A 24,927-nucleotide genomic window follows, 5' to 3' on the forward strand; every position below is an offset into this window, starting at 1 on the left:
ATTTCCCGTCATGCGTTAAGGCATTACAATGGCCCGGTAAGATATTTCGAGGTAGTGATGAACGACACAAAAATGACCGGCATGGAGCTGCGGGCCACCTGGGGCCTGGGTACGGTATTTTCACTGCGCATGCTGGGCATGTTCATGGTATTGCCGGTATTGACCACCTACGGCATGGCCTTGCAGGGCGCCAGCGAATCGCTTATCGGCCTCGCTATCGGTATTTACGGGTTGGCGCAGGCGATTTTTCAGATCCCCTTCGGCCTGGTTTCCGACCGCGTCGGTCGTAAGCCGCTTATCGTCGGCGGCTTGCTGGTCTTCGCTCTCGGCAGCGCCATTGCCGCGCTGACCGACAACATTTGGGGGGTGATACTCGGCCGCGCGTTGCAGGGATCCGGTGCCATTGCCGCCGCGGTAATGGCGCTGCTGTCGGATTTGACCCGCGAACAAAACCGCACCAAGGCGATGGCGTTTATCGGCGTCAGCTTTGGCGTGACCTTTGCCATCGCCATGGTGGTGGGCCCGATAGTCACCCACGCCATCGGACTAAACGGCCTGTTCTGGGGCATCACCGCGCTGGCGCTGGCCGGCGTCGTGCTTACCCTATTGGTGGTGCCCACCGCCGGCGACCATACCCTCAACCGCGAGTCGGGCATCGTGCGCGGCAGCGTCGGCAAAGTCCTGGCCAATCCACAATTGCTAAAACTCAATATGGGTATTTTTTGCCTGCACGCCATGCTGATGTCGAGCTTCGTCGCCTTGCCGCCCATGATGGCCGGCGCCGGCTTTTTGCCTAGCGAACAATGGAAAGTGTATCTGATCACCATGCTGGTTTCGTTTGCCGCGGTGGTGCCGGCGATCATTTACGCCGAAGTTAAGCGCCATATGAAGCGCGTTTTTTTGGGTTGCGTGACGCTGCTGCTGTTTGCCGAGCTGGTATTGCTCGCGGCGGGCAACCATCTGTGGGTGATGTTCGCCGGCATCCAACTGTTCTTTCTGGCATTCAACGTTATGGAGGCCCTCTTACCTTCGTTGATTAGCAAAGAGTCGCCGGCCGGCTATAAAGGGACCGCTATGGGCGTGTACTCCACCAGCCAGTTTCTCGGCGTTGCATTCGGCGGCACGCTCGGCGGTTTTCTGTTTCAGCTTCAGGGGGCATGGCTGGTGTTTCTGGCGGGGGCGGTAATAGCGTTGGCCTGGTGGGGGGTGAGCGCGACGCTGCGTGAACCGCCCTACGTCAGCAGCCTGCGCATCGCCCTGCCCGGTCGCGCGGCGGCCGATAGTCAACTGGCGCAGCGTCTACAGGCGCAGCCCGGCGTAACCGAAGTGGTGGTGGTGCCCGAAGAGCGCAGCGCCTACGTTAAGGTGGATACCAAACAAACCAACCGCGCGGCGCTGGAAAAGGCGGTGGCGGTCTAACGCCGGCGTCGCCGCCCAATCAGGCGCCGCAGTCGCAAACCGCCCGTTGTGCTGCCCTCCTCCGTGGTCTTGACGGCTGCATCGTCAAAGGCCGCAGCTCGTTAAAACGGCAAGCGCCCTCACGCCTCGCCGCGCCGGGAAACGGCAGCGGCCAGCGGTCGCTTACGGCGCGGTAACAGCACTGGGATCGGCGCCGGCGGGGCGTTAATCGCGAAAGTTGGTGAATTGGAAGGGTTGACCCAGCTCCCCGCCTTTGACCAGCGCGATAACCTGCTGCAGGTCATCGCGAGCCTTACCGGTGACACGGACCTGCTCGCCCTGGATCTGCGCCTGCACCTTCAGCTTGCTGTCTTTAATGAGTTTAACGATTTTCTTGGCCAGGCCGGTTTCGATTCCCTGTTTGAGCTTCGCATCAACGCTGTAGGTTTTCCCGCTGTGCTCCAGTTCGTCCGGCAATTCGATAGCGCCGCCTTCAATGCCGCGCTTGGCCAGTTTTTCGCGCAGGATTTCGATCAGTTGTTTCACCTGAAAATCCGATTCGCTGGCGGCCTTGATGGTCTGATTTTTTTCATTCAACTCAAAGCTGGCCGGGACATTGCGAAAGTCCCAGCGAGTGCTCAGTTCGCGATTGGCGTTTTCCACCGCATTACGAACTTCTTGCATATCAATTTCTGACACGATATCAAATGAGGGCATACTGTGGCTCCGGCAAGGCAAAATTTGCCCATATCATACCTTCAAGGGCAAAGAGATAAAAGACGGGATCCCCGCGCTACGTTACGCGCTGGCGCGCCGGGATAATCTGCGGCACAGCAGAAAAGTCTATACTTATGGCTCCAGGGTGATGTGCGGCCGGAGCCCTATCATTTCGCTACAGGGTAAGGAAAATGAAAATTACCGTTCTGGGTTGTGGCGCATTGGGGCAGCTATGGCTGGCGGCGCTCAGCCGCCAGGGTCACAGCGTCCAGGGATGGCTACGGGTGCCGCAATCGGTTTGCGCCGTGGACGTTATCAGCCCGCAAGGGCGGGAAAGCCGTTTGCAACTGCCCGCCAATAACGCCGAGCATTTGGCTAACAGCGATCTGCTGCTGGTCACGCTGAAAGCCTGGCAGGTATCGGGGGCGGTGCGGGCGCTGTTGCCGCAGTTGCGGGCCGATTGCGCCATCTTGCTGCTGCATAACGGGCTCGGCGCCCGTGAAGAATTACCCGCCCTGGTCCAGCCGCTGATCATGGGCACCACTACCCATGCCGCCCACCGCGAAGAGGCCAAAATTCACCATGTTTATGCCGGCACGACCCGCATCGGGCCCGGTAATAGCCAGGCGCAACAGGCCAGCGCCATTGCCGAAGTGCTACACCACGCCCTACCTGAGGTCGCCTGGCACAACAATATTGCCGCCTCCAGTTGGGTCAAACTTGCCGCCAACTGTGTGATTAATCCTCTCACCGCGATCCACGATTGTCGCAACGGCGAGCTGGAGCGCTATGCGGCGGAAATCGAGGCCATCTGCCGCGAGGTGGCGATGGTGATGGACCGCGAGGGCTACCATACCCATTACGAAAGCCTGCTGTTCTATGTTGGCCAGGTCATCCGCAGCACCGCCGATAATGTCTCCTCCATGTTGCAGGATGTCCGGGCGCAGCGGCATTCGGAAATTGATTATATCAACGGCCATATTCTACGGCGCGCACGGGCGCACGGGCTGAGCGTGCCGGAGAACCAGCGACTGTTTGATTTGGTGAAACGCAAGGAGGAAAGCTATGGACAAAACGATTCTTCTCTGTCTGGCAGATGGTAGTGAAGAAACCGAAGCCGTCACCACCTTCGATCTGCTGGTGCGCGCCGGTTTCCAGGTGCGCGCGGCCAGCGTCAACGGCGATGGCGGGCTGACCATCGCCGGATCGCGCGGCGTGCGTCTGCTGGCCGACGCGCCGCTGGCGGCGCTGGCGGACGAGCCCTATGACGCCATGGTACTGCCCGGCGGTATGCAGGGCGCCGAGTGCTTTCAGCGCAGTCCGTTGCTGGTGGCGTGCGTGCGCCGTATGCATCTCGACGGTAAATTGGTGGCGGCGATCTGCGCCGCGCCGGCATTGGTGTTGCAGCACCATCAGCTGTTCAGCCAGGCGAATATGACCGGTTTTCCGGTGCTTAAAGACCGCATCCCCGCCGAACGCTGGGTGGATCAGCGGGTGGTCTATGATGCGCGTTATCGGCTCCTCACCAGCCAAGGGCCGGGGACGGCTATGGATTTCGCTCTCAAAATCATTGAGTTACTCGCCGGCCGGCCGCGCGCGGCCGCGGTAGCGGCGCAGCTGGTGCTGCCGCAGGGCATTGACAGCTACCAGGATTAGCAACGGGCCGGATTGGGCCGCCGCTGCGGTTCAGCGCGGGCCAAGCGTGCAGACCCGATTGAGCGGCAGCCGCGGCTGAGCGCGGGCCAGGAACGCAGATCATGGTGAGCGGCAGCCGCGGTTCAGTGCGGGCCAAGCGTGCCGATCAGGGTGGGCGGCAGCCGCGGTTCAGCGCGGGCCAAGCGTGCCGATCAGGGTGAGCGGCAGCCGCGGTTCAGCGCGCGCCAAGCGTGCCGATCAGGGTGGGCGGTCACCGTGGCGTTGAACGAAACGCGCGCTCCAGATAGCGGCATGAAGGCGGGCACGGTCTGCTCACCGCGCCCGTGAGGCTTTACGGGCGGTAAACCTTCACATTATGAAAACCCTGCTCGCGCAAATAAAGCGCCTGCAAGCGGCTCATCACCCCGCGATCGCAGTAAAGCAAGTAAGATTTACTCTGATCCAGATCGCCAAATTGGCTGCCCAGTTTGTAAAACGGCAACGTCTGCACCGCCACATTGTCCAGCGTCAGCGGGCGGCCTTCCTGTTCATCCTGCGAGCGGATATCCAGCACGACATCGCCACTGCCCAATTCGGCGGTCGTTTCCACTTCGGTTATCGGCGCGGCGGTCGCGTCGGCGGCAATCTCGCGGATATCCAGCACCTGCGCCTGCGCCACCGCCGCGTCCAGCACGGCGAAATCGAATTGCCCCTCTTCCTGCTCGATGCGGCTTTTCACCGCCCGCACGGTCGGGCTTTTGGAAATCACCCCGCAATATTCCGGCATGGTTTTCGCGAATTCTTCCGTGCCTATCTGGCGCGCCAGCGTGATGATATGCTCTTTGTCATGGGAGATGAGCGGACGCAGGATAAGCGTGTCCGAAGCATTATCAATCAAACGCAAATTGGTCAGCGTCTGGCTGGAGACCTGCCCCAGCGCCTCGCCGGTCACCAGCGCCTGGATCCCGTAGCGCTCGGCCATGGCCGACGCCGCGCGCACCATCATACGTTTTAGCACGACGCCCATCTGACCATCGTCCACCTTTGCCAGAATCTCATTCACTACCGACGCGAAATCAAGGGACACAAAGCGGACTTTATGCGACAGACCATAACGGCGCCACAAATGATATGCCACCTGACGGACGCCGATCTCATGCGCCGCGCCGCCAAGATTAAAAAAGCAGTAATTCACCCTACAGCCGCGGCGCATCAGCATGTAACTGGACACGCCGGAATCGAAGCCACCGGAAATCAGCGACAGCACATCCTCCTGGGTACCGATAGGGAAGCCGCCAAGGCCTTCGAGGCGTTCGGTTATCAGCAGTAGTCGGTCGTTATCGATTTCCAGCAGTACCGTTTCGTCCGGATGGGTCAGTTTAACGCGGGTATTTTCCACATTCTGGTTCAAACCACCGCCGACGTAGCGCTCGACATCCTGCGACGTGAAATCGTGCGTGCCGCGGCGTTTTACCCGCACGCAAAAGCTTTTACCCACCAGACGGTCGCGATACATCGCCAGCGTTTGCAGGTAAATATCGTGCATATCCTGCCAGGGACGCTCCTCCACCGCCAGAATGTGATGGATCCCCGGAATGCGGGTCAACGCATCGGCCACCTGAGGACGACGGAGTTCATTGCCGGTGCGCACCTCGATATGATCCCAATGGCGTACCACCGCCACCGACTCATCGCACTCTTTGAGAATATTGCGGATATTGCTGGTGAGAATTTTAATAAAGCGCAACCGCACGGATTGACTTTTTATCGTGATTTCCGGAAACAGTTTGATGATAAACTTCATGGCGATAGTCGTTATTTGATCATTAAAGAGTCACGCGTCGCAACACGTTATATAATGGGGCATTGGCCCACGTTAGCCCTGGCGTCGGCCTCTCGGCCCTGCGGCGCGGAGTATACCACTTTATGCCGTGGGATTAAGGCGCAATTTGCTTATCACCGCACTCTGGGCTAACGTGGGCCGCCACCCGCGCCTTCGCTATTGACCGGTAGGATACAGACCATGCCAAAAAAAACTGAACAACCCGCCAGTTTTGAAACTGCCCTAAAAGAGCTGGAGCAGATAGTCACCCGCCTCGAATCCGGGGAATTGCCGCTGGAGCAGGCGCTTAACGAATTCGAGCAGGGCGTGCAGCTGGCGCGCCAGGGTCAGAAAACGCTGCAACAGGCGGAACAGCGGGTGCAAATATTGTTAAATGACGCGCCAGACGCACAGCTTACTCCCTTTGCGCCGGAAAATGATGCGTTATGACCGATTTCGCCCGCGCGTTAGAAGATAGCCGCCAGCAGGTGGATGCGGCGTTGGAACACTATCTGCACACCCTGACCAGCCAGCAGACGCCGCTGGTCCAGGCCATGCGCCACGGCGCTCTGCTGGGGGGCAAACGGCTGCGGCCCTTTTTGGTTTATCAGACCGGCCGGCTATTCGGACTCACGCCCGCAAGCCTTGATGCGCCGGCGAGCGCGATTGAGTGTATCCATGCCTATTCGCTGATTCATGACGATCTGCCGGCGATGGATAACGACGCGCTGCGCCGCGGCTTGCCGACCTGCCACGTCAAATTTGGTGAAACTACCGCCATTCTGGCCGGCGATGCGCTGCAAACGCTGGCTTTCAGCATCCTGGCCGATGCGGAAATGCCTGAGGTCAGCGCACAGGATAGGCTGCAAATGATCTCGACCCTGGCTGCCGCCAGCGGCGCCGACGGCATGTGCCTCGGGCAGGCGCTCGATTTGGCGGCGGAGGGTCAGCAGGTATCCGCCGCGCGTCTGGAGACGATTCACCGGCACAAGACCGGCGCCCTTATCCGCGCCGCGGTGCGGATGGGCGCGCTGGCGGCCGGCGAACGCGGCAGCCCGGCGCTGGGCTATCTCGATCGTTTCGCTGCCGCCATCGGCCTGGCTTTCCAGGTACAAGACGATATTCTTGATGTCGTGGGCGACAGTCAAACCACCGGCAAGCGGCAGGGAGCGGACCAGGAATTAGGCAAAAGTACCTATCCGGCCCTGCTGGGACTGGACATGGCGCGGGCCAAGGCTCAGGATCTGTATCACGAATCGCTAGCATCCTTAGAATGTGTCGCCGCACTCGGTTATGATACCGCCACGCTGGTGGCGCTGGCGCGCTATATTATTGAACGTGACAAATAAGTGATGTGGTTTTTTACACCTCAGATATGAGTACCCCATGAGCCTTGATACAAAGAAATACCCGACGCTGGTCCTGGCCGATAATCCTATGGAGCTGCGCCAGTTACCCAAAGAGAGTCTGGTGGCACTGTGCGATGAGCTGCGGCAATTTTTGCTCGACAGCGTCAGCCGCTCAAGCGGCCATTTCGCCTCGGGGCTGGGGACGGTTGAACTGACGGTGGCGCTGCATTACGTCTACAATACGCCGTTCGATCGGCTGATTTGGGATGTCGGCCATCAGGCCTATCCGCACAAAATCCTAACCGGACGTCGGGATCGCATCGCCACCATCCGCCAGCGCAACGGCCTGCATCCCTTTCCTTGGCGTGGCGAAAGCGAATATGACCAGCTTTCGGTAGGCCACTCCTCCACCTCCATTAGCGCCGGGCTCGGCATGGCGGTGGCGGCGGAGCATGAGGGATTGGGCCGCCGCACGGTCTGCGTTATCGGCGATGGCGCCATCACCGCCGGTATGGCGTTCGAGGCCATGAATCACGCCGGCGATATCAAATCCGATTTGCTGGTGGTGCTTAACGACAATGAGATGTCCATCTCGGAAAACGTTGGGGCGCTCAATAACCATCTGGCGCAGATCCTGTCCGGCAAGCTTTACTCTACCCTGCGCGAGGGCGGCAAAAAGGTGCTTTCCGGTATTCCGCCCATCAAGGAGCTGGTGAAACGCACCGAAGAGCATATTAAGGGCATGGTGGTGCCCGGCACGCTGTTCGAGGAGCTGGGATTTAACTATATCGGCCCGGTGGACGGCCATGATGTGCAGGGTCTGGTGCAGACGCTAAAAAATATGCGCGCCAAGAAAGGGCCACAGCTGCTGCATATCATGACTAAAAAAGGCCGCGGCTATGCGCCGGCGGAGAAAGACCCCATTAGCTGGCACGCGGTGCCGAAATTCGATCCTCAAATCGGCACCCTGCCGAAAAGCGGCGGCGGATGCCCCTCCTACTCGGCCATTTTCGGCGATTGGCTGTGCGCCACCGCCGCCGGCGACGATAAGTTAATGGCGATTACCCCCGCCATGCGCGAAGGCTCCGGCATGGTTGCCTTTTCACGCCAATATCCGCACCAGTATTTTGATGTCGCCATCGCCGAGCAGCATGCGGTCACCTTCGCCGCGGGTCTGGCGATCGGCGGTTATCACCCTGTGGTCGCTATCTACTCCACCTTTTTGCAACGTGCCTACGATCAGGTGATCCACGATGTGGCGATTCAGAATCTGCCGGTGCTGTTCGCCATCGATCGCGGCGGTGTCGTGGGCGCCGACGGCCAAACCCACCAGGGCGCGTTCGATCTCTCTTATCTGCGCTGTATTCCCAACATGGTCATCATGACGCCCAGCGACGAAAACGAGTGCCGTTTGATGCTGCACACGGGATATCACTATCGGGCTGGGCCGAGCGCGGTGCGTTATCCGCGCGGTAACGGCACCGGCGCCCCGCTCAGCGATCTGTATGAATTGCCGCTGGGTAAAGGGGTTGTGCGCCACGATGGCGTCGGCGTGGCGATTCTCAACTTCGGTACCTTGTTGCCCGAGGCCGAGGAGGCGGCAAAGGCGCTGAACGCGACGCTTGTAGACATGCGCTTCGTCAAACCGCTCGACGGCGCGCTTATAAAAGAACTGGCCGCCAGTCATCAGGCGCTGGTGACGGTTGAGGAGAACGCTATCATGGGCGGTGCCGGCAGCGGCGTGAACGAATTCGTCATGCACCAGCGGCTGCAGGTGCCGGTATTGAACATCGGCCTGCCGGACCATTTCATTCCCCAGGGGGGCCAAGAGGAGATCCGCGCCGATCTGGGCCTCGACGGCGCTGGGATCCGCCGGCAAATCGAGAACTGGCTGGCCTAAGCCCGCGGCGCGGTGCGGGCTCCGTTACCAGAAGCCTTCCGCCCCGCGCCGGCGCCGGCGTCAGTTTTCCGGCGTAGACGCCTGAGCTGAGTCCCCCAGCGCTAAGCGCCCAGGACACCTCTACGCCCCCGCCGGCCGGCGCTGTCCCCTGCCCCGGTTTTATTTCGCACAGGCCGACGGTATCGCCCGCGCCGCGTTTTATCCGCTTTTGCGCCATTTGTGCCGTTAGTCACGTAAAGCCATTATCGGTTGCCCGCGTCGCCGGCGCCGGCGCCTATACTTATTATTTCCCTTTACGGCGCTTTTCATCTGGAGATGATTATGGAATATACCACCCTTGGCCAGACCGGCCTGCGCGTGTCCCGCCTGTGTCTTGGCTGTATGACGTTTGGCGAACCCGCGCGCGGACGCCATGCCTGGACCTTGCCGGAAGAAAGCTCGCGGCCGCTCATCCAGCAGGCGCTGGAGGGCGGCATCAATTTTTTCGACACGGCCAATAGCTATTCCGACGGCAGCAGCGAAGAGATCGTCGGCCGGGCGCTGAAAACCTACGCCCGTCGCGAAGACGTGGTGGTGGCGACCAAGGTATTTTTTCCCACCGCCGGCCTCTCTGGCGGTTTGTCCCGCGCCAATATCCTGCAATCCATCGATGATAGCCTGACGCGCTTGGGCATGGACTATGTCGATTTACTGCAAATTCACCGCTGGGACTATGACACCCCGCTGGAGGAGACGCTGGAGGCGTTGCATGATGTCGTGCAATCCGGTAAGGCGCGCTTTATCGGCGCCTCCTCAATGTACGCCTGGCAATTCGCCCGCGCGCTCTATACCGCCGATTTGCACGGTTGGACGCGGTTTGTCAGCATGCAGGATCAATACAATTTAATTCAACGGGAAGAAGAGCGGGAAATGCACCCGTTGTGCCTGGCGGAAAATATTGCCGTATTGCCGTGGAGCCCGCTGGCGCGTGGCAGGCTTACCCGGCCCTGGGGGGAAACCACCGCCCGGCTGGTGTCTGACGAATTTGGCAAAACGCTGTATGAACACAGCGAGGATAATGATGCCCGTATCGCCGAACGGGTCGGCGTGATTGCCAAGGTCCGCGGCGTCTCGCGCGCGCAGGTGGCGCTGGCGTGGATGCTGAGCAAGCCGGCGGTGACGGCACCCATCGTTGGCGCGTCGCGCCCGGCGCAGCTTGCCGAGCTGCTGCAGGCCACGGAGGTCAAGCTGGACGACGAAGAGATAGCCGAGCTGGAGACCGCATACTTACCGCACCCTGTGGTGGGCTTTCGCTAGGGTAGCCGGCGTTTCCCCCCGCCGCCGGCACAGGGGAAACGCCCTAAAACAGCGGCCAGTGATGCCCGACCCAGTAAAGGACGCCGGCGGCGATGATCCCGGCCACCACATCGTCGATAATGATGCCCATGCCGCCGTGTACCTTGCGATCGAACCAGCGGATCGGCCAGGGTTTCCAGATATCCAGCAGTCGGAACAGTAAAAAGCCCGCCAGCACCCACCGCCAATCGTTTACCGGCAAGGCCATCAGGGTAATCCACATGCCGACGAATTCATCCCAAACGATGCAGCCGTGGTCGTGGACCCCCATATCCCGCGCCGTCTGATGGCAAAAGTAGACGCCCAGGCAAAGGCTGAACATAACCGCCAGCGAATACAGCTGCCACGGCAGCAGCACCAGCAGGCACCAAAACGGTATTGCCGCCAGCGAGCCCACGGTGCCGGGCATCCAGGGGAACATGCCGCTGCCGAAGCCCGTTGCCAGCAAATGCCAGGGGTTGGAAAGGTTAATCCGCCGCTTGGCGGCCAGCATATCCATCGTCATTCACTATCGTCCGTTTTGAAATGGTCATACCCGTGCCAGTCATACTCTACCGGCTGGTGATGGCGCATAAATTGTATCCCTTCGCTGCGCGGACCGATCTGGCCGATGCAGGTAAACGGCGCGCCGGTATGGCCCAGCGCGACATCCAGCGCGCCGCGATTGATTTCGGGCACCGTAAAGCACAGTTCGTAATCTTCGCCGCCGCCGAGCGCCCAGCGCAGCGCCTGATCGGGCGTGGCGTGGCGCAGCAGCGCCGTAGAGGTGGGAATATCGTCGAGGTTAATGCGGGCGCCGCAGTCGCTACGGGCAAGAATGTGGCGCAAATCCGTGATAATACCGTCGGAGATATCAATGGCGGCGCTGGCGAGGTCGCGCAACGCCTGGCCCTGTAGAATCCGTGGCTGCGGGCGCAAATGGCGGGCCAGCAAATATTGCCTATCCTGCGCATCCTTCACCTGCAGGCGATTTTGCAGTATCGCCAGTCCGGCGGCGCTATCCCCCAGCGTGCCGGTGACATAGATCCAGTCGCCTATTCGGGCGCCGTCACGGGTCAGCGCGCGGCCGGCGGGGACTAAACCCTGGATGGTCAACGTCAGGCTCAACGGACCGCGGGTGGTATCGCCGCCAATGAGCTGCATATCGTAGTAATCCAACTGCTGGAAGAGGCTATCGCTGAAGGCGGCCAGCCAACCCTCGTCTACCGAGGGCAAGGTCAGCGCCAGCGACAGCCAGGCCGGATCGGCGCCCATGGCGGCCAGGTCGCTGAGGTTGACCGCCAGCGACTTATAGCCCAAATCAGAAGGGCTGATGTCCGGCAGAAAATGCGTGCCCGCCACCAGCGTATCCGTACTGACCGCAATCCATTTTTTTTCAGCTACCGACAGCAGCGCACAGTCATCGCCGATGCCCACCACCACATCCCGGCGCGTGCTGCGCATCCGGTTGAAATAGCGGTCAATGAGGTCAAACTCACCACATGCCATACTCTGTCCAAATTTGTGTTGGTGCTGGCGCGGCGTAACGGTGGGACCAGCGACGCCGGCCCCGCCCCGCTATTTTCTGTTGGGACGAATTTCTGGGGCCACCTTGTCCAGCACACCATTAATAAACTTATGACTCTCTTCTGCGCCAAAGGTTTTGGCCAGCTCGATAGCTTCGTTGATGGCGACCTTGTAAGGCACATCCTGGCGCTTGCTCAGTTCAAACAGCGCAATGCGCAATACGGCGCGCTCCACGTGGCCGAGCTCCTCCAGCTGACGTGAAAGATAGGGCGCCATCAGCTTATCCAGCTCCTGGGCATTCGTCGCCGCGCCGGCATACAGCTCGCGGAAATAAGCGACATCCACATCCGACGTGTCCTGCTCCGCCAGAAACTGGACTTCGATATCGGCGATGTCGTTATGTGATAATTGCCATGAGTAAAGCGCCTGGACGGCACATTCACGAGCACGGCGACGAGCGGCTGGTTTCACAAAATTCCCCTTTCCTTTACTTACGCTTTGATGGCTTGCAATACGTTGATCATTTCCAGCGCGGTCAGTGCGGCTTCCGCGCCCTTATTGCCGGCCTTGGTGCCGGCGCGTTCGATGGCCTGTTCGATACTTTCGGTGGTCAGCACTCCGAACGCCACCGGCAGCGCGGTGCGCGCGGCGACCGCGGACAGCCCGGCGCTGCATTCGCCGGCGACGTATTCAAAATGCGCGGTGCCGCCACGGATAACCGTGCCCAGCGCCACGACGGCGTCATAGTTTTTACTATCGGCCAGCGCGCTGACCGCTAGCGGTAATTCGTAAGCGCCCGGCACCCAGACCACGGTGATATTTTCGTCTTTGACCTGGCCGATGCGTTTCAGGGCGTCGACGGCGCCATCAAGCAGGCTGTCATTGATGAAGTGGTTAAAGCGCGCAATAGCGATAGCGACGCGCGCATTGGGAGCTGCAACAACACCTTCAATAACGTTCATGATTATCCTTACAAAATGGCAAATAGCTGAATCGTCTCGCGAGGGAGCGGATTCTAACATAATACTTTGTCCGCTGCGCGGGCCAATTAAATGCCCTCGCCGGGTTTCAGACGCAGGCGGATATCCGGCCCCACCTGCCGGACGTCAAGCAGCGTAAACCCCGGCGCCGCGTTAAGTTGTTGCAGCCCCGGCAGCAGACACAGCGGGCGGGCGTCGGCGCCGAGCAGTTTCGGCGCCTGGTACAATATCAATTCATCCACCAATCCGGCGCTCAGCAGCGCGCCGGACAGACCGGCGCCCGCCTCAACCCACAGGCTGTTGATCTGACGGCGGCCCAGCTGCATCATCAACACCACCAAATCAAGCTGCGCGCCATCCGGCCCTTCGCGCGCCGGCAGTTGAAGCTGCTCGACGGACGCCGGCCACGATAGACCGTCCGGCGCAAGGCGCGCCAGCCAGGTTCGCCCTTCCTCCTGTGCGACCCGATGAGCGGGCGTCACGCGGTTGGCGCTGTCAATGATCACTCGCACCGGCTGACGCACCCGATCTTGGGGATAGTGAGCCTGAACATCCTCCGGCAGCGACGGCCAGCGCACCGTCAGGGCGGGATCGTCCGCCAGCACCGTGGCGGCGGTGGAAAGAATAGCGTCGCTTTCGGCACGCCAGCGCTGAACATCCCGCCGCGCCTCGGGGGAGGTAATCCACTGGCTCTCCCCGGAAGCCATGGCGGTGCGGCCATCGAGCGATGCCGCAAGCTTGAGCCTGACCCAGGGAAAACCGGTGCGCATGCGTTTGAGAAAGCCCGGGTTTACCGCTTCCGCCTCGGGCAACATCAAGCCATGGCGGACATTGATGCCCGCCTGCTGGAGCCGGTAGAAGCCGCGGCCCGCGACCTGCGGGTTGGGATCGGGCATCGCGGCCACCACCCGCGCCACGCCGGCGGCTATCAGCGCGTCGGCGCAGGGGGGGGTGCGGCCGTGGTGGCTGCAGGGTTCAAGGGTAACATAGGCGGTGGCGCCGCGCGCCGCCTCTCCCGCCGTGCGCAGCGCATACACTTCGGCATGCGGCTCGCCGGCGCGCTGGTGATAACCTTCACCCACAATGCGTCCATCGCGGACGATAACGCAGCCCACGTTAGGATTGGGCGCGGTAGTAAAGCGTCCACGGCGCGCCAGTTCAAATGCGCGCGCGAGAAAAACCTCATCATGCTCCATAGGAGGGTCCTTAGGGTGACGCTAATCCTGCAGTCGGGCGATCTCTTCGCCAAACTCGCGGATATCCTCGAAGCTGCGATAAACCGAGGCAAAGCGGATATAGGCGACCTTATCCAGTTTTTTCAGCGCGTCCATCACGAGATTGCCGATCATTTTGCTCGGCACTTCGCGCTCGCCGGTGGCGCGCAGCTGGGATTTGATATGGTTGATGGCCATTTCGACATCGTCGGACTTGACCGGCCGCTTTTCCAGCGCTTTCAAAAAACCGCTGCGCAGCTTTTCTTCGTTAAACGGTTCGCGCACATCATTGCTTTTGATGACGCGAGGCAGCACAAGTTCCGCCACTTCAAATGTCGTGAAGCGTTCATTACAGATGACGCACTGCCGGCGGCGGCGCACCTGGGTTCCTTCCCCCACCAGACGGGAATCAATCACTTTGGTATCGACTGCAGAACAAAACGGACAATGCATAGCGCTTCCTGGCCGGCTGATTAGGGATAGGGTAGTTTAGCGCGAACTCCGCCGAGGACAAAGCAACACTACTTAAAGCGGAACCGGCGCCGCAGAGTTATCGCTATTGACGCGAGAACGCGGCGCACCTCATGACTTTCCGCCGCTTAACGGCTAAACTGAACGCAACCGTTGAAAAAAGGAAATTGCCGCTATGACAATCAGTTATCGCGCTAGTTATGCCGTTGCCGCCCTGCTGGTGCTTACCGGCTGCGCCAGCCGGGAGGAGGCCCAACAGGTGCCCAAACTGCGCAGCGAAGTGGGGCATTTGAACCAGCGTTTGCAAACGCTTACCAATCAGGCCGCCGCGCTGGTGGCGCAAAACGAGCAAAATCAGCAGTCGACCCGCGGTATCTACCTGTATCCTGCGGCGAAAACCGCGGCGGACGTGCAAAGCGAGGCGGGCAAATTGCGGGTCTCCATCAGTCAGGTAGAGGCGGAAGCCAGCGGCTCGCGCGCGCAGCTGCATATCCGCAGCGCCGACAGCGCGGCGCTGATGCCGCTGCACGGGATTGTGGATTGGGGACAGGTGGATGCGGCCACGGGTAAGCCATTGACCGCCGATGCGCTTAGCCAGCCGATTTCCGTGCCGGCCTCGCTGTTGCCGAGGACCGAGGCCACTATCGAATTACGAATGTCCGGCCTGACGCCGGAGCAGGTAGGCTTTATCCGGCTGCATGATATTCAGCCGGACACGCCGCAAAATCCGCCGGCGGCGGACGCCACCAAACCTGTCGGCAGCCAATAAACAGCCCTCTGCCTGGGCGGTAACCGCCTAGGCGGCGCTGACTGTATCGCGCGGCGGCATTTGCGCACGCGTCACCGCCCGTGCCCGCAACGCGAACATCACGCCGCGGGAGGCCGCCTCCGCTCGCGCGGCGGCGGCACTCCTCATAGCGCGGTGGGCGTCTCTTAGGGCAGCAGCGAAGGCTGATCGGCCCCCTCTTTTTCCACCTTCTGCTGCAACAGATGTTCGCGTTTCATCCCGAGCTTAAGCGCCAACGCCGACGCCACATAGATGGAGCTGACGGTGCCGATAAAGACGCCGATAAACAGCGTGGTGGAGAAGCCGCGCAGCATCGCGCCGCCGAAAATCAGCAGCATCAACACCACCATCAATGTGGTGGCCGAGGTCATGATGGTCCGGCTCAAGGTCTGCGTCAGCGAGACGTTAAAAATATCGTAGGCGCTGCCGCGGCGAATTTTGCGGAAGTTCTCACGAATACGGTCCGACACCACGATACTGTCGTTCAGCGAGTAGCCAATCACCGACATCAGGGAGGCAATAATCGTCAGATCGATCTCGATATGAAACAGCGACAGAACCCCAAGCGTAATCACCACGTCATGGGCCAGCGCCAACACCGCCCCGGTCGCCAGCCGCCATTCAAACCGGAAGCCGACATAAATCAGGATACAGATCAACGCCACCAGCAGCGCCATGCCGCCGTCCTGAGCCAGATCGCTGCCGACGCTCGGTCCGACAAACTCGACCCGCTTCACGGCGGCATTCTGCCCGGTTGCCTGATTAATCACCCCGAGCACTTTGTTGCCCAGCTCCTGCCCAAGGCCGTCTTGCACCGGGGGCATACGCACCATCACATCGCGACTGCTGCCGAAATTCTGCACCAGTGGATCCGTGAAGCCCGCATGTTCAAGCGCGTCACGCATCTGGTCAAGATCGGCGGCCTTTTCCAGGTTAAGTTCAATTACCGTACCGCCCGTGAAATCCAGCCCCCAGTTAAAGCCCCGCACCGCCATGATGGCGATGGAGGCGATAAGCAGGATGGCCGACAGGGTGAACGCCACATAATCCCAGCGCATAAAGTCGTAGACTTTACGGCCGTAGTTCAATTCTTCGACATTTCTTTGTTGCTGAGCCACAAGCCACTCCTAGATAGACAGCTTATCGATGCGTTTACCGCCGTAAAGCAGGTTAACGATGGCACGGGTGCCGATGATCGCCGTAAACATTGAGGTAGCAATCCCGATGGCGGTAGTAATGGCGAAGCCCTTGATCGACCCCGTGCCCACCGCGTACAGGATGACGGCGGTAATCAGCGTCGTGACGTTGGCGTCAACGATACTGGAGAACGCGCCCCGATAGCCCTCATGAATGGCTTGCTGCACCGTGCGACCGTTGCGCAGCTCTTCTTTAATACGTTCATTAATAAGCACATTGGCGTCCACCGCCACCGCCAGCGTCAATACAATACCGGCGATACCCGGCATGGTCAGCGTCGCGCCGGGCAGCAGAGACATGATGCCGATAATAAGCACCAGGTTGGCGATGAGCGCCGTGGTGGCGATAAGACCAAATTTGCGATACCACACCACCATAAACAGAATCGACGCCACCAGCCCCCACAAACAGGCTTCCAGTCCCTGAGTAATATTCTGCAGCCCCAGGGTCGGACCGATGGTGCGCTCTTCCACTATCTGGATCGGCGCAATCAACGCGCCCGCACGCAGCAGCAGCGACAGCTGACGCGCCTCGTTGGGATTGTTGATGCCGGTAATGCGGAAGCTGTTACCCAGCCGCGACTGGATGGTGGCGACATTGATGACTTCTTCCTGCTTCTCCAGAATGGCGCGACCGTTGGCGTCTTTCTTGCCGCTATCCTTATACTCCACAAACAAGGTGGCCATCAGCTTGCCGATATTGTCCTTGGTGAAGTTGGACATGGTCGTGCCGCCGCTGCCGTCCAGGGAAATATTGACCTGCGGACGGTTATATTCATCGGCGCTGGAGGTGGAGTCGGTGATGTGATCGCCGGTCAGGATAACCCGTTTGTATAACACAACCGGCTGGCCGTCGCGGGTGGCTTTCACCTCCGAATCCCCCGGCACGCGGCCGTTGGCGGCGGCGGTTTGATCCACCGAGCTATTGACCAGACGGAATTCGAGCGTGGCGGTCGCCCCCAAAATTTCTTTGGCGCGCGCCGTATCCTGGATACCCGGCAGCTCGACGACAATTCGGTCGGCGCCCTGACGTTGCACCAAAGGCTCGGCAACGCCCAGCTGATTAACGCGGTTGCGCAGGATGGTGATGTTCTGTTGCACCGCGTACTCGCGGGCTTGGCGCAGGCGATCGTCCGCCAGCGTGGCGCGCAGCGCGTTGTCTCCGACGCTGTTGATAACCAGATCGCGGTGGCGCGGCGTCAACCAGGATATCGCCTGATCGCGGGTATCGGCATCGCGGAAGCGGATTTCGCTACCGTAATTCTCGATTTTACGCACCGTCGCATACGGAATGCCCTTTTCGCGCAAATCGCCGCGCAGGGTATCCATCGTCTGCTCCTGCAACTTATTGAGCGCGGTGTCCATATCCACTTCCATCAGGAAGTGAACGCCGCCGCGCAAATCCAGGCCGAGCTTCATCGGCGCCGCCCCTACCATGGCTAACCAGGGGGGAGTGGCCGGGGCCAGATTAAGCGCCACGACATAATTCTCGCCGAGGGCGTTCATCAACGCTTCGCGGGCGCGCAACTGTACGTCCGAGTTGGAAAAACGGGCCAGAATGGCGCCATTTTCCAGCGCAATGGATTTACTGGCGATATGTTGCTGTTCTAATACAGTCCGGATCTGGACCAGCGTCGATTCACTGGCGGCGCCACCCCGCGCGCCAGTGATCTGTACGGCCGGATCCTCACCATACAGGTTGGGAAGCGCATACAGCAGCCCGACGACCAGCGCCAGCACCAGCACCAGCATGATATACTTCCATAAAGGATAACGGTTTAACACGGCAGTTCCCTTCGGGAAAATCGTTTATTACAGCGCTTTCATCGTACCTTTCGGCAAAACGGCGGCCACAAAATCACGCTTGATGACCACTTCATTGGTATCGTTGAGCGCGATGGAAATATAGCCGGTGTCCGCGACTTTCACCACGCGACCCACCAGACCGCCGGTCGTCAGAACTTCATCTCCTTTGGAAATGGAATTCATCAACTCTTTATGCGTCTTGGCGCGCTTTTGCTGTGGGCGCAGGATCATGAAATAAAAGATCAGACCGAAAACAACCAGCATCACCACCAGAGAGTAAGGACTTGACTGGGACGGAGCACCGGTGGCGGCAACGGCGTCAGAAACGAAAAAGCTCATTTAAATTCCCTCATTGTTATTTAACTCGACGACTAAAGGTGGCACCGGCTTACCTGTCCGGCGATAGAACTCACCTACAAAGTGCTCTAATTTACCCTCATCAATAGCCTGGCGTAAACCCGCCATCAAACGCTGGTAATAACGTAGGTTATGGATAGTATTTAGACGGGCACCCAATATTTCGTTGCAACGGTCAAGATGATGCAAGTACGCGCGGCTATAATTGCGACAGGTGTAACAATCACATTCCGCATCCAGCGGCGCGACATCGTCTTTATACCGGGCGTTGCGTATTTTCACCACGCCATCGGTAACAAACAGATGACCATTGCGGGCATTGCGGGTCGGCATGACGCAGTCGAACATATCGATACCGCGGCGAACGCCCTCCACCAGATCTTCAGGTTTACCGACGCCCATCAAATAGCGTGGTTTATCCGCCGGGATCTGCGGGCACAGGTGCGCCAAAATACGGTGCATATCGGCTTTCGGTTCCCCTACCGCCAGGCCGCCCACAGCGTAACCATCAAAACCGATCTCTACCAGTCTTTTTACCGATACATCTCGTAAATCTTCGTAAACACCGCCCTGAATAATACCGAAAAGCGCGTTGGGATTTTCCAGCTCATCAAAACGCTGGCGACTGCGGGCCGCCCAGCGTAACGACATTTCCATCGAGCGCTTGGCGTAATCCCAATCGGAGGGATAAGGCGTGCATTCGTCAAAAATCATGACAATATCGGAGCCCAGATCGTACTGGATTTCCATCGATTTTTCGGGGCTTAGGAATATCGCGTCGCCGTTGATGGGATTGCGGAAATGCACGCCTTCTTCGGTAATTTTGCGAATGTCGCCCAGACTGAAGACCTGGAACCCGCCGGAATCGGTCAGTATTGGACCGTGCCACTGCATAAAATCGTGCAAATCGCCGTGCAGCTTCATGACCGCCTGACCCGGGCGCAGCCAAAGATGAAAGGTATTGCCCAGCAAAATCTGCGCGCCGGTCTCTTTCACTTCTTCGGGCGTCATGCCCTTCACGGTGCCATACGTCCCAACCGGCATAAACGCCGGCGTTTCCACGACGCCCCGATCAAATACCAGCCGCCCGCGGCGGGCCTGGCCATCGGTTTTCAATAATTGATATTCCACACATCCTCCAACACCAGAGAAACAGTCCGATGTTTGATGAAAAGGAGCGCATTCTAGCAACCCCGCAAGCCGCTGTACAAGCCGGTCCGCGGAATGTGTTGCCGCCGGCGTGGTTAATCCCTGCTTTCTGCCGCCGACGGTTCGCGCAAAGCACGGATCCAGACCCGCTATTGCCGATCAGCCCGCCCGCTTACGACTCACCCACGCGCTCTTGGGCAGCGGCAGGGTTCCGGGTGATAAACATGGCATCCCCATAGCTGAAAAAACGGTACGCCTGCGCCACCGCTTCCCGGTAGGCCGCCAGCGTATGGCGATAACCGGCGAACGCCGATACCAACATTATCAAGGTGGACTCGGGCAGATGAAAATTGGTGATAAGCGCATCTATTACGCGAAAATGATAACCGGGATAAATAAAAATGCGCGTGTCGCCAAAAAACGGCGCCAGGGTATTCTCTCCCGCCGCCGCGGCCGCGCTCTCAAGGGAGCGCACGGAGGTGGTACCAACGGCCACGACCCGGTTGCCGCGCGCCTTGCACGCCAGAACCGCATCCACCACCTCTTGCGGCACTTCGGCATACTCCGAGTGCATCTGATGCTGTTCGATCCGATCCACCCGCACCGGCTGGAAGGTACCAGCGCCCACATGCAGGGTGACAAACGCCATTGCAACCCCTTTGGCGCGCAGCGCCGCCAGCAGCGGCTCATCGAAATGCAGGCCGGCGGTGGGCGCCGCCACCGCGCCGGGCCGTTCACCGTAAACCGTCTGATAGAGCTCACGATCCGCGGCTTCGTCGGGCCTATCGATATAGGGCGGCAAAGGCATATGGCCGGCATCATTGAGCAGCGTCAGCACATCGCGGGGGTCGTCGAAACGCAGCTCGAAAAGTGAATCGTGGCGCGCCACCATGGTGGCGGCGATGCTGTCATCATCCCCCAACAGCAGCGCGGCGCCGGCTTTCGGTGCCTTGGACGCGCGCACGTGGGCAAGTACCCGCTTATCATCGAGAACTCTTTCCACCAGGACTTCGATTTTACCGCCGCTGACTTTGCGGCCGAACAATCGGGCGGGGATCACCCGGGTATTGTTGAATACCAGTAAATCGCCAGGCGCCAGTTTTTCCAGCAAATCGGTAAAAACCTGATGCGCCAGTGCGCCCGTCTGGCCGTCCAGCGACAGCAGACGGCAGGCGCTGCGTTCCGCCTGCGGATAGCGGGCAATCAGATTATCGGGTAATTCAAAAGAGAAGTCGGCAACGCGCATGGCAGATCACTTCAGCATAAAAACAGGCGGCTTAGTCTAGGGCTATGCGTTCCGCCCTGCAAGAATTAAGCTATGTCGCGCCGCTTTTGCCGTATACTGATGTAATGAATTTTCTTGCTCATCTGCATCTCGCCACCCTGGCCCATAGCTCCCTGCTCGGAAATCTGATGGCGGATTTTGTCCGCGGCGATCCCGAAGGCCTCTATTCACCCGCGATTGTGGCGGGGATTCGTATGCATCGCCGAATTGATAGCCTTACCGATAGTCACGAAGCGGTAAAGCAGGTGCGCACGCTGTTTTCGCCCGCGACGCGGCGGGTGGCGCCTATCGCGCTGGATGTCGTCTGGGATCATTTTCTGTCGCGCCACTGGCTGCGGGTCGAGCCACAGTTGCCGCTGACGGAATTCGTTTTGCGGGCGCAGCGGGAAATCGCGCCCGCGCTGCCGGATACGCCGGCGGGGTTTCAATCCCTTAACCGCTATCTGTGGCGGGAACGCTGGCTGCTGCGCTATGCCGATGGGCCTTTTCTGGCCCAGGTGCTAAACGGTATGGCCCAGCGCCGCCCGCGGCTGTCGGCTCTGGGCGAGATTTATCCGGAGATCCAGACCCATTATGACCGGCTGGAAACGGCGTTTTGGCAACTTTATCCAGCGATGATGCATGCAGCGCGCCAGGGCGCGCTGGGCCACTGAGCGCGGTCGCTGATCGCCCGGTCGTCCAGTGGCGTGACCACCCACCGGCAACGAGGCCCGCGCCCGCTCTGTCTGAAGACGTGTCCGCCTGTCATCCATATGTCTCACGCCCACTTTGTCTGTTGACGAGTCCCGCGCTCCGTGGCGGGGCCGGGTGGTCTGTCCGTCCAGTTATATCGCCAACTCTTCGCCGCATGGCCGGTTCCCCCCCATCGAGAATTGCCCTTTCGGTAGACAAGGGGAACCGTGCGCGGCACCACCTTTTGCCGCGCCGTACGCAATGTCCTAGAAATGACCCAACGTCCCGTCGTTGCCGACGGCGATAGGGGGTGTTATGAATAGCGCTAGGCAATCATCCCACAGGAAGGAGTCCTGGCCATGTACCCCATCGATGCGACAAGTTACCGTTCAGTAAAAGGATTTAACCAACGCGTACGCTTTCTGATTATGCATTACACCGCTCTCAATTTCGCCGACTCGGTCAACGCGCTGAGCGGCGACGCGACCCTCAGCGCGCATTATCTGGTGCCCAATCCCGACGATCAAAGCTATATCGACGCCGGCTTCAATGATATGCGCATTTTCAACCTGGTGGACGAGAAGGATCGCGCTTGGCACGCCGGCCTTAGCGCCTGGGCCGGGCGCAACAATCTCAACGATACGTCTATCGGGATAGAAAATGTCAACCTGGCGTCGGTTAACGCGGGGAAATGGACCTTCCCGCCTTATCCTGCGGTGCAAGTCGAGGCCATCATTCAATTAGCGCAGTCTGTCCTGCAACACTATCCGGATATCACCCCCACCCAGGTGGTCGGCCATAGTGATGTTGCCCCCGGCCGGAAATTCGATCCCGGCGCGGCGTTTCCCTGGAAAAAGTTGTACGAAGCGGGCATAGGCGCCTGGTTTGATGATGCGACCAAACAGCAGTATAGCGACGAGTTTGCTGAGCACGGGACGCCTGACCAGGCGGCGATAAAAGCCAAACTCAAGACCTACGGCTATAACGTCGCGGGAGCAACAGGCGCCGGCGGCTATAAAAACCTTATCCAGGCTTTTCAATTGCATTTTCGCCCCGCTGACTGGCAGGGCACGGTGGATAATGAAACCGCGGCAATTCTCTACGCTTTGGTAGATAAATATTTCAACAAGTGAGTGCTGGCTCACTTGCTGTTACCGTGGCGCTGCCGGTGGATTATGCTATCGCTTACAGCACATGTTATTCCACCGCACGCGCATTTCTCTGCTGCCCTCTTTTCGGCTCAGGCCGAATAGCCGGCTGCCGCAAAGTGCAATATTCCTGTTCGGCAGGACAAGTAATAACCGCCTGATGCTTAAGTAACATTGGATTATTCGTCGCCCCATGACCGAAATAAGGGTAATAATACACCGGAATCGGCGTGGCATCGGCGAAATCACGGATCACGCTTTTGAAAATCAATCGCTCTTCATCGCTGGCCGAGAGGGGATAAAATTGGCCGAAAATGATCGCATTGGGCGTAAAGTCTTTTTTATATTGCAATTGATGTAGTGCCCGGTCGAGTTGTTTATAAGTGACGCCGGTATCCTCCAGCAAGAGTATTTCATCGCGCAGGTATTTTTCGTAGCGGGTGGAAAACAGCGATTGAAGCAACGTCAGATTACCGCCCATCAATACCCCTGAGACGCCGGCCCTCGCCGGCGTATTCAGCGGCAGGATACCGGGATAACTCACCCCATGGGTTATCGCGTCGAAGGTTTGGCGCAACCCCGTATTCATATTTATCCCCTTCTCCCCCTGGCGTTGATAGATATCTTTATTGTTGGCCGCCACGATGCCATGGACGCTGCGCCATCCGACATGTTTATTAATAAAATCATGAATGGCCGTGACATCGCTAAAGCCAACGAGGATTTTTTCACGGGCGCCGTGGATATTCGTCAAATTCGCAAACAGATGCGGCAGAAGGTTGAGCGCCCCTGACCCGCCGCGAACAAACCACAAATACTCGACGTCATCATCGGTCAATGCCTTGACCAAATTTTCCGCCCGCGCCCGATCGGTATTGACATAGCCGAAGTCGGAAACCTGTTGATCAAGGTACTGTCTATTGACCTGAAAACCTTGCCGCTTAAACGCCGTCACAATATCCGGGATGTTGTGCTCGTCATATTCAGATGAGCTGGAAATAAGATGCACCGTTTTTGCCATAATTGTTCCCGCATGAAGTGATAAACATAAACAGCATGCCGCCATAAATATTCCCTTTGTCATTCCCATTGACTTTTATATCCTTTTTCCATTCCATCAAGCGCGCTGGTCTGAATTACCCTCGACACGCCCTCTTTTCCGCGTTCGGTTCTCCCAAAGAGAGTATTGCCGAACGCAGACGTCGCGACAACCGCTAAAATTACGCGCGCTAGGGGCCTTGCTCTCGCCATGCCGTTACCAGCGCGCCTGGCGACATCCCGCTGCGACATGCTGCGCCACCCGAGGTAAAAATTATCGCGGCAGCGTGAGGAACAGTCTGAGTGAGTTTATCGTTTCCCCTTCAATGAACAGGCGGGAAATAAAGAATCCCGCCTTTGTTGACCCGCCGCTAGTTCGCGCCAGCTCTACGGAAGGCACCGCTATGATGACAAGGTTCACCTATCGCTTCGATAGGCATAACCTATTTAACCAATCGGTACGGTTGACTTTATTCCCCCCCGGCGCGGCCTTATACTAAGCCGGCTCAAATCCTATCAATCCGCAAACGCTATTTTACAGGAGTAAATATGGTCCTGGTCACTCGTCAAGCCCCCGATTTTACCGCCGCCGCCGTGCTCGGCACGGGTGAAATCGTTGACAATTTCAATCTTAAAGCCCATATCCAGGGTAAACCGGCGGTCATTTTCTTCTGGCCGATGGACTTCACCTTCGTCTGCCCGTCCGAACTGATTGCTTTTGACAAACGTTACGCAGAATTCCAGAAGCGCGGCGTGGAAATCATCGGCGTCTCTTTTGACTCAGAGTTTGTACACAACGCCTGGCGCCAGGTCCCCACCGACAAGGGCGGTATAGGACCGGTCAAGTATCCGATGGTAGCGGACATCAAACGCGAAATCATCAAAGCCTATGGCATTGAGCATCCGGACGCCGGCGTCGCGCTGCGCGGTTCGTTCCTCATCGACAAAGACGGGATTGTTCGCCATCAGGTCGTTAACGACCTGCCGCTGGGCCGCAATATCGATGAAATGATGCGCATGGTCGATGCCCTGCAATTCCATGAAGAACACGGCGAAGTTTGCCCGGCACAGTGGGAAAAAGGGCAGGAAGGGATGGGGGCTTCACCGGAAGGTGTCGCCAAATATCTGTCTGAGAACCTGACCAGACTGTAATCAGCTTCCG

General features: G+C 58.9%; 25 protein-coding genes. 11 read left to right on the top strand and 14 right to left on the bottom strand.

The features are described 5' to 3' along the window. Window positions 1-57: 57 nt before the first annotated feature. Window positions 58-1,419, top strand: coding sequence for an MFS transporter (locus SANT_RS15365; protein ID WP_025423154.1), 1,362 nt, complete (start codon window positions 58-60; stop codon window positions 1,417-1,419). 204 nt (window positions 1,420-1,623) lie between these two features. On the opposite strand, the gene SANT_RS15370 is transcribed toward SANT_RS15365, so the two are convergent. Beyond that, entirely contained in the window at window positions 1,624-2,115 is a 492-nt protein-coding gene (locus tag SANT_RS15370; protein ID WP_025423155.1) for a YajQ family cyclic di-GMP-binding protein, read from the bottom strand. A 191-nt stretch (window positions 2,116-2,306) separates the two neighbouring features. Between SANT_RS15370 and panE the strand changes: the two genes are divergently transcribed. Both panE and yajL read left to right on the top strand, forming a co-directional pair. Beyond that, window positions 2,307-3,218, top strand: coding sequence for a 2-dehydropantoate 2-reductase (gene panE, locus SANT_RS15375; protein WP_025423156.1), 912 nt, complete (start codon window positions 2,307-2,309; stop codon window positions 3,216-3,218). Continuing rightward, complete coding sequence (gene yajL / locus SANT_RS15380; RefSeq protein WP_025423157.1) at window positions 3,181-3,771, top strand: protein deglycase YajL; 591 nt, start codon at window positions 3,181-3,183, stop codon at window positions 3,769-3,771. Before panE ends, yajL begins: the two co-directional genes overlap by 38 nt. Window positions 3,772-4,102: 331 nt before the next feature. On the opposite strand, the gene thiI is transcribed toward yajL, so the two are convergent. Then, complete coding sequence (gene thiI / locus SANT_RS15385) at window positions 4,103-5,554, bottom strand: tRNA uracil 4-sulfurtransferase ThiI (RefSeq protein ID WP_025423158.1); 1,452 nt, start codon at window positions 5,552-5,554, stop codon at window positions 4,103-4,105. A gap of 219 nt (window positions 5,555-5,773) precedes the next feature. Between thiI and xseB the strand changes: the two genes are divergently transcribed. The 4 genes from xseB (at window position 5,774) to SANT_RS15405 (ending at window position 10,117) form a co-directional block, all read left to right on the top strand. Next, a complete protein-coding gene (xseB, locus tag SANT_RS15390) occupies window positions 5,774-6,022 on the top strand; it encodes an exodeoxyribonuclease VII small subunit (protein WP_025423159.1) in 249 nt (82 codons plus the stop codon). Beyond that, on the top strand, window positions 6,019-6,921 hold the full coding sequence (gene ispA / locus SANT_RS15395; RefSeq protein WP_025423160.1) for a (2E,6E)-farnesyl diphosphate synthase: 903 nt from the start codon (window positions 6,019-6,021) through the stop codon (window positions 6,919-6,921). Before xseB ends, ispA begins: the two co-directional genes overlap by 4 nt. Before the next feature lie 37 nt (window positions 6,922-6,958). Continuing rightward, window positions 6,959-8,821, top strand: coding sequence for a 1-deoxy-D-xylulose-5-phosphate synthase (gene dxs / locus SANT_RS15400; protein ID WP_025423161.1), 1,863 nt, complete (start codon window positions 6,959-6,961; stop codon window positions 8,819-8,821). A 321-nt stretch (window positions 8,822-9,142) separates the two neighbouring features. Further along, on the top strand, window positions 9,143-10,117 hold the full coding sequence (locus SANT_RS15405) for an aldo/keto reductase (RefSeq protein ID WP_025423162.1): 975 nt from the start codon (window positions 9,143-9,145) through the stop codon (window positions 10,115-10,117). Window positions 10,118-10,160: 43 nt separating this feature from the next. On the opposite strand, the gene pgpA is transcribed toward SANT_RS15405, so the two are convergent. From pgpA to nrdR, 6 genes are all read right to left on the bottom strand, one after another. Beyond that, window positions 10,161-10,649 carry a phosphatidylglycerophosphatase A gene (gene pgpA / locus SANT_RS15410; protein ID WP_038470679.1) on the bottom strand — a complete coding sequence of 163 codons (489 nt, stop codon included), beginning with the start codon at window positions 10,647-10,649 and terminating at the stop codon, window positions 10,161-10,163. 8 nt (window positions 10,650-10,657) lie between these two features. Further along, window positions 10,658-11,644 carry a thiamine-phosphate kinase gene (gene thiL, locus SANT_RS15415; RefSeq protein ID WP_025423163.1) on the bottom strand — a complete coding sequence of 329 codons (987 nt, stop codon included), beginning with the start codon at window positions 11,642-11,644 and terminating at the stop codon, window positions 10,658-10,660. Between the two features lie 69 nt (window positions 11,645-11,713). Next, on the bottom strand, window positions 11,714-12,133 hold the full coding sequence (gene nusB / locus SANT_RS15420; RefSeq protein WP_025423164.1) for a transcription antitermination factor NusB: 420 nt from the start codon (window positions 12,131-12,133) through the stop codon (window positions 11,714-11,716). Window positions 12,134-12,153: 20 nt separating this feature from the next. Further along, a complete protein-coding gene (gene ribE / locus SANT_RS15425; protein WP_025423165.1) occupies window positions 12,154-12,624 on the bottom strand; it encodes a 6,7-dimethyl-8-ribityllumazine synthase in 471 nt (156 codons plus the stop codon). 86 nt (window positions 12,625-12,710) lie between these two features. After that, entirely contained in the window at window positions 12,711-13,838 is a 1,128-nt protein-coding gene (ribD, locus tag SANT_RS15430) for a bifunctional diaminohydroxyphosphoribosylaminopyrimidine deaminase/5-amino-6-(5-phosphoribosylamino)uracil reductase RibD (RefSeq protein WP_025423166.1), read from the bottom strand. 21 nt (window positions 13,839-13,859) lie between these two features. Next, entirely contained in the window at window positions 13,860-14,309 is a 450-nt protein-coding gene (gene nrdR, locus SANT_RS15435) for a transcriptional regulator NrdR (protein ID WP_011410403.1), read from the bottom strand. Window positions 14,310-14,502: 193 nt separating this feature from the next. Between nrdR and SANT_RS15440 the strand changes: the two genes are divergently transcribed. Beyond that, entirely contained in the window at window positions 14,503-15,096 is a 594-nt protein-coding gene (locus SANT_RS15440) for a DUF3251 domain-containing protein (protein ID WP_025423167.1), read from the top strand. 164 nt (window positions 15,097-15,260) lie between these two features. On the opposite strand, the gene secF is transcribed toward SANT_RS15440, so the two are convergent. The 5 genes from secF to queA form a co-directional block, all read right to left on the bottom strand. After that, a complete protein-coding gene (secF, locus tag SANT_RS15445; RefSeq protein WP_051440241.1) occupies window positions 15,261-16,172 on the bottom strand; it encodes a protein translocase subunit SecF in 912 nt (303 codons plus the stop codon). A gap of 69 nt (window positions 16,173-16,241) precedes the next feature. Then, window positions 16,242-18,095: a protein translocase subunit SecD gene (secD, locus tag SANT_RS15450; protein WP_025423169.1), complete on the bottom strand. Its 1,854-nt coding sequence runs from the start codon at window positions 18,093-18,095 to the stop codon at window positions 16,242-16,244. A 27-nt stretch (window positions 18,096-18,122) separates the two neighbouring features. Next, window positions 18,123-18,455 (bottom strand): preprotein translocase subunit YajC, encoded by a 333-nt coding sequence (yajC, locus tag SANT_RS15455; RefSeq protein WP_025423170.1) that lies wholly within the window; start codon window positions 18,453-18,455, stop codon window positions 18,123-18,125. Then, the gene (tgt, locus tag SANT_RS15460; protein ID WP_025423171.1) at window positions 18,456-19,604 is read right to left on the bottom strand and encodes a tRNA guanosine(34) transglycosylase Tgt; all 1,149 of its coding nucleotides are present in this window, start codon (window positions 19,602-19,604) and stop codon (window positions 18,456-18,458) included. Between the two features lie 190 nt (window positions 19,605-19,794). Then, window positions 19,795-20,868: a tRNA preQ1(34) S-adenosylmethionine ribosyltransferase-isomerase QueA gene (queA, locus tag SANT_RS15465; protein ID WP_025423172.1), complete on the bottom strand. Its 1,074-nt coding sequence runs from the start codon at window positions 20,866-20,868 to the stop codon at window positions 19,795-19,797. A gap of 104 nt (window positions 20,869-20,972) precedes the next feature. Here queA and SANT_RS15470 point away from each other — a divergent pair, with 104 nt between their 5' ends. Beyond that, window positions 20,973-21,560, top strand: coding sequence for an ACP phosphodiesterase (locus SANT_RS15470; protein ID WP_025423173.1), 588 nt, complete (start codon window positions 20,973-20,975; stop codon window positions 21,558-21,560). 378 nt (window positions 21,561-21,938) lie between these two features. Next, on the top strand, window positions 21,939-22,712 hold the full coding sequence (locus tag SANT_RS15475) for an N-acetylmuramoyl-L-alanine amidase (protein ID WP_025423174.1): 774 nt from the start codon (window positions 21,939-21,941) through the stop codon (window positions 22,710-22,712). Between the two features lie 64 nt (window positions 22,713-22,776). Here the strand turns inward: SANT_RS15475 and SANT_RS15480 are convergent, their stop codons facing one another. Next, window positions 22,777-23,748, bottom strand: a complete 972-nt coding sequence (locus SANT_RS15480; protein WP_025423175.1) for an LD-carboxypeptidase — start codon at window positions 23,746-23,748, stop codon at window positions 22,777-22,779. 566 nt (window positions 23,749-24,314) lie between these two features. On the opposite strand from SANT_RS15480, the gene SANT_RS15490 reads away from it, so the two are divergent. Continuing rightward, window positions 24,315-24,917, top strand: a complete 603-nt coding sequence (locus tag SANT_RS15490; protein ID WP_025423177.1) for a peroxiredoxin C — start codon at window positions 24,315-24,317, stop codon at window positions 24,915-24,917. Window positions 24,918-24,927: the final 10 nt, after the last annotated feature.

Origin of the sequence: Sodalis praecaptivus, assembly GCF_000517425.1 — a bacterium.
Classification (GTDB): Bacteria; Pseudomonadota; Gammaproteobacteria; order Enterobacterales; family Enterobacteriaceae; genus Sodalis_A; species Sodalis_A praecaptivus.

Coding starts and splice junctions, on each gene's coding strand:
- SANT_RS15480 (WP_025423175.1), bottom strand. CDS start 23,748: ATGGCAAAAACGGTGCATCTTATTTCCAGCTCATCTGAATATGACGAG.
- pgpA (WP_038470679.1), bottom strand. CDS start 10,649: ATGCTGGCCGCCAAGCGGCGGATTAACCTTTCCAACCCCTGGCATTTG.
- SANT_RS15365 (WP_025423154.1), top strand. CDS start 58: ATGAACGACACAAAAATGACCGGCATGGAGCTGCGGGCCACCTGGGGC.
- nrdR (WP_011410403.1), bottom strand. CDS start 14,309: ATGCATTGTCCGTTTTGTTCTGCAGTCGATACCAAAGTGATTGATTCC.
- thiI (WP_025423158.1), bottom strand. CDS start 5,554: ATGAAGTTTATCATCAAACTGTTTCCGGAAATCACGATAAAAAGTCAA.
- panE (WP_025423156.1), top strand. CDS start 2,307: ATGAAAATTACCGTTCTGGGTTGTGGCGCATTGGGGCAGCTATGGCTG.
- yajL (WP_025423157.1), top strand. CDS start 3,181: ATGGACAAAACGATTCTTCTCTGTCTGGCAGATGGTAGTGAAGAAACC.
- xseB (WP_025423159.1), top strand. CDS start 5,774: ATGCCAAAAAAAACTGAACAACCCGCCAGTTTTGAAACTGCCCTAAAA.
- dxs (WP_025423161.1), top strand. CDS start 6,959: ATGAGCCTTGATACAAAGAAATACCCGACGCTGGTCCTGGCCGATAAT.
- secF (WP_051440241.1), bottom strand. CDS start 16,172: ATGCGCTGGGATTATGTGGCGTTCACCCTGTCGGCCATCCTGCTTATC.
- ribE (WP_025423165.1), bottom strand. CDS start 12,624: ATGAACGTTATTGAAGGTGTTGTTGCAGCTCCCAATGCGCGCGTCGCT.
- SANT_RS15440 (WP_025423167.1), top strand. CDS start 14,503: ATGACAATCAGTTATCGCGCTAGTTATGCCGTTGCCGCCCTGCTGGTG.
- queA (WP_025423172.1), bottom strand. CDS start 20,868: ATGCGCGTTGCCGACTTCTCTTTTGAATTACCCGATAATCTGATTGCC.
- SANT_RS15475 (WP_025423174.1), top strand. CDS start 21,939: ATGTACCCCATCGATGCGACAAGTTACCGTTCAGTAAAAGGATTTAAC.
- SANT_RS15490 (WP_025423177.1), top strand. CDS start 24,315: ATGGTCCTGGTCACTCGTCAAGCCCCCGATTTTACCGCCGCCGCCGTG.
- thiL (WP_025423163.1), bottom strand. CDS start 11,644: ATGGCATGTGGTGAGTTTGACCTCATTGACCGCTATTTCAACCGGATG.
- SANT_RS15470 (WP_025423173.1), top strand. CDS start 20,973: ATGAATTTTCTTGCTCATCTGCATCTCGCCACCCTGGCCCATAGCTCC.
- SANT_RS15370 (WP_025423155.1), bottom strand. CDS start 2,115: ATGCCCTCATTTGATATCGTGTCAGAAATTGATATGCAAGAAGTTCGT.
- SANT_RS15405 (WP_025423162.1), top strand. CDS start 9,143: ATGGAATATACCACCCTTGGCCAGACCGGCCTGCGCGTGTCCCGCCTG.
- ispA (WP_025423160.1), top strand. CDS start 6,019: ATGACCGATTTCGCCCGCGCGTTAGAAGATAGCCGCCAGCAGGTGGAT.
- ribD (WP_025423166.1), bottom strand. CDS start 13,838: ATGGAGCATGATGAGGTTTTTCTCGCGCGCGCATTTGAACTGGCGCGC.
- yajC (WP_025423170.1), bottom strand. CDS start 18,455: ATGAGCTTTTTCGTTTCTGACGCCGTTGCCGCCACCGGTGCTCCGTCC.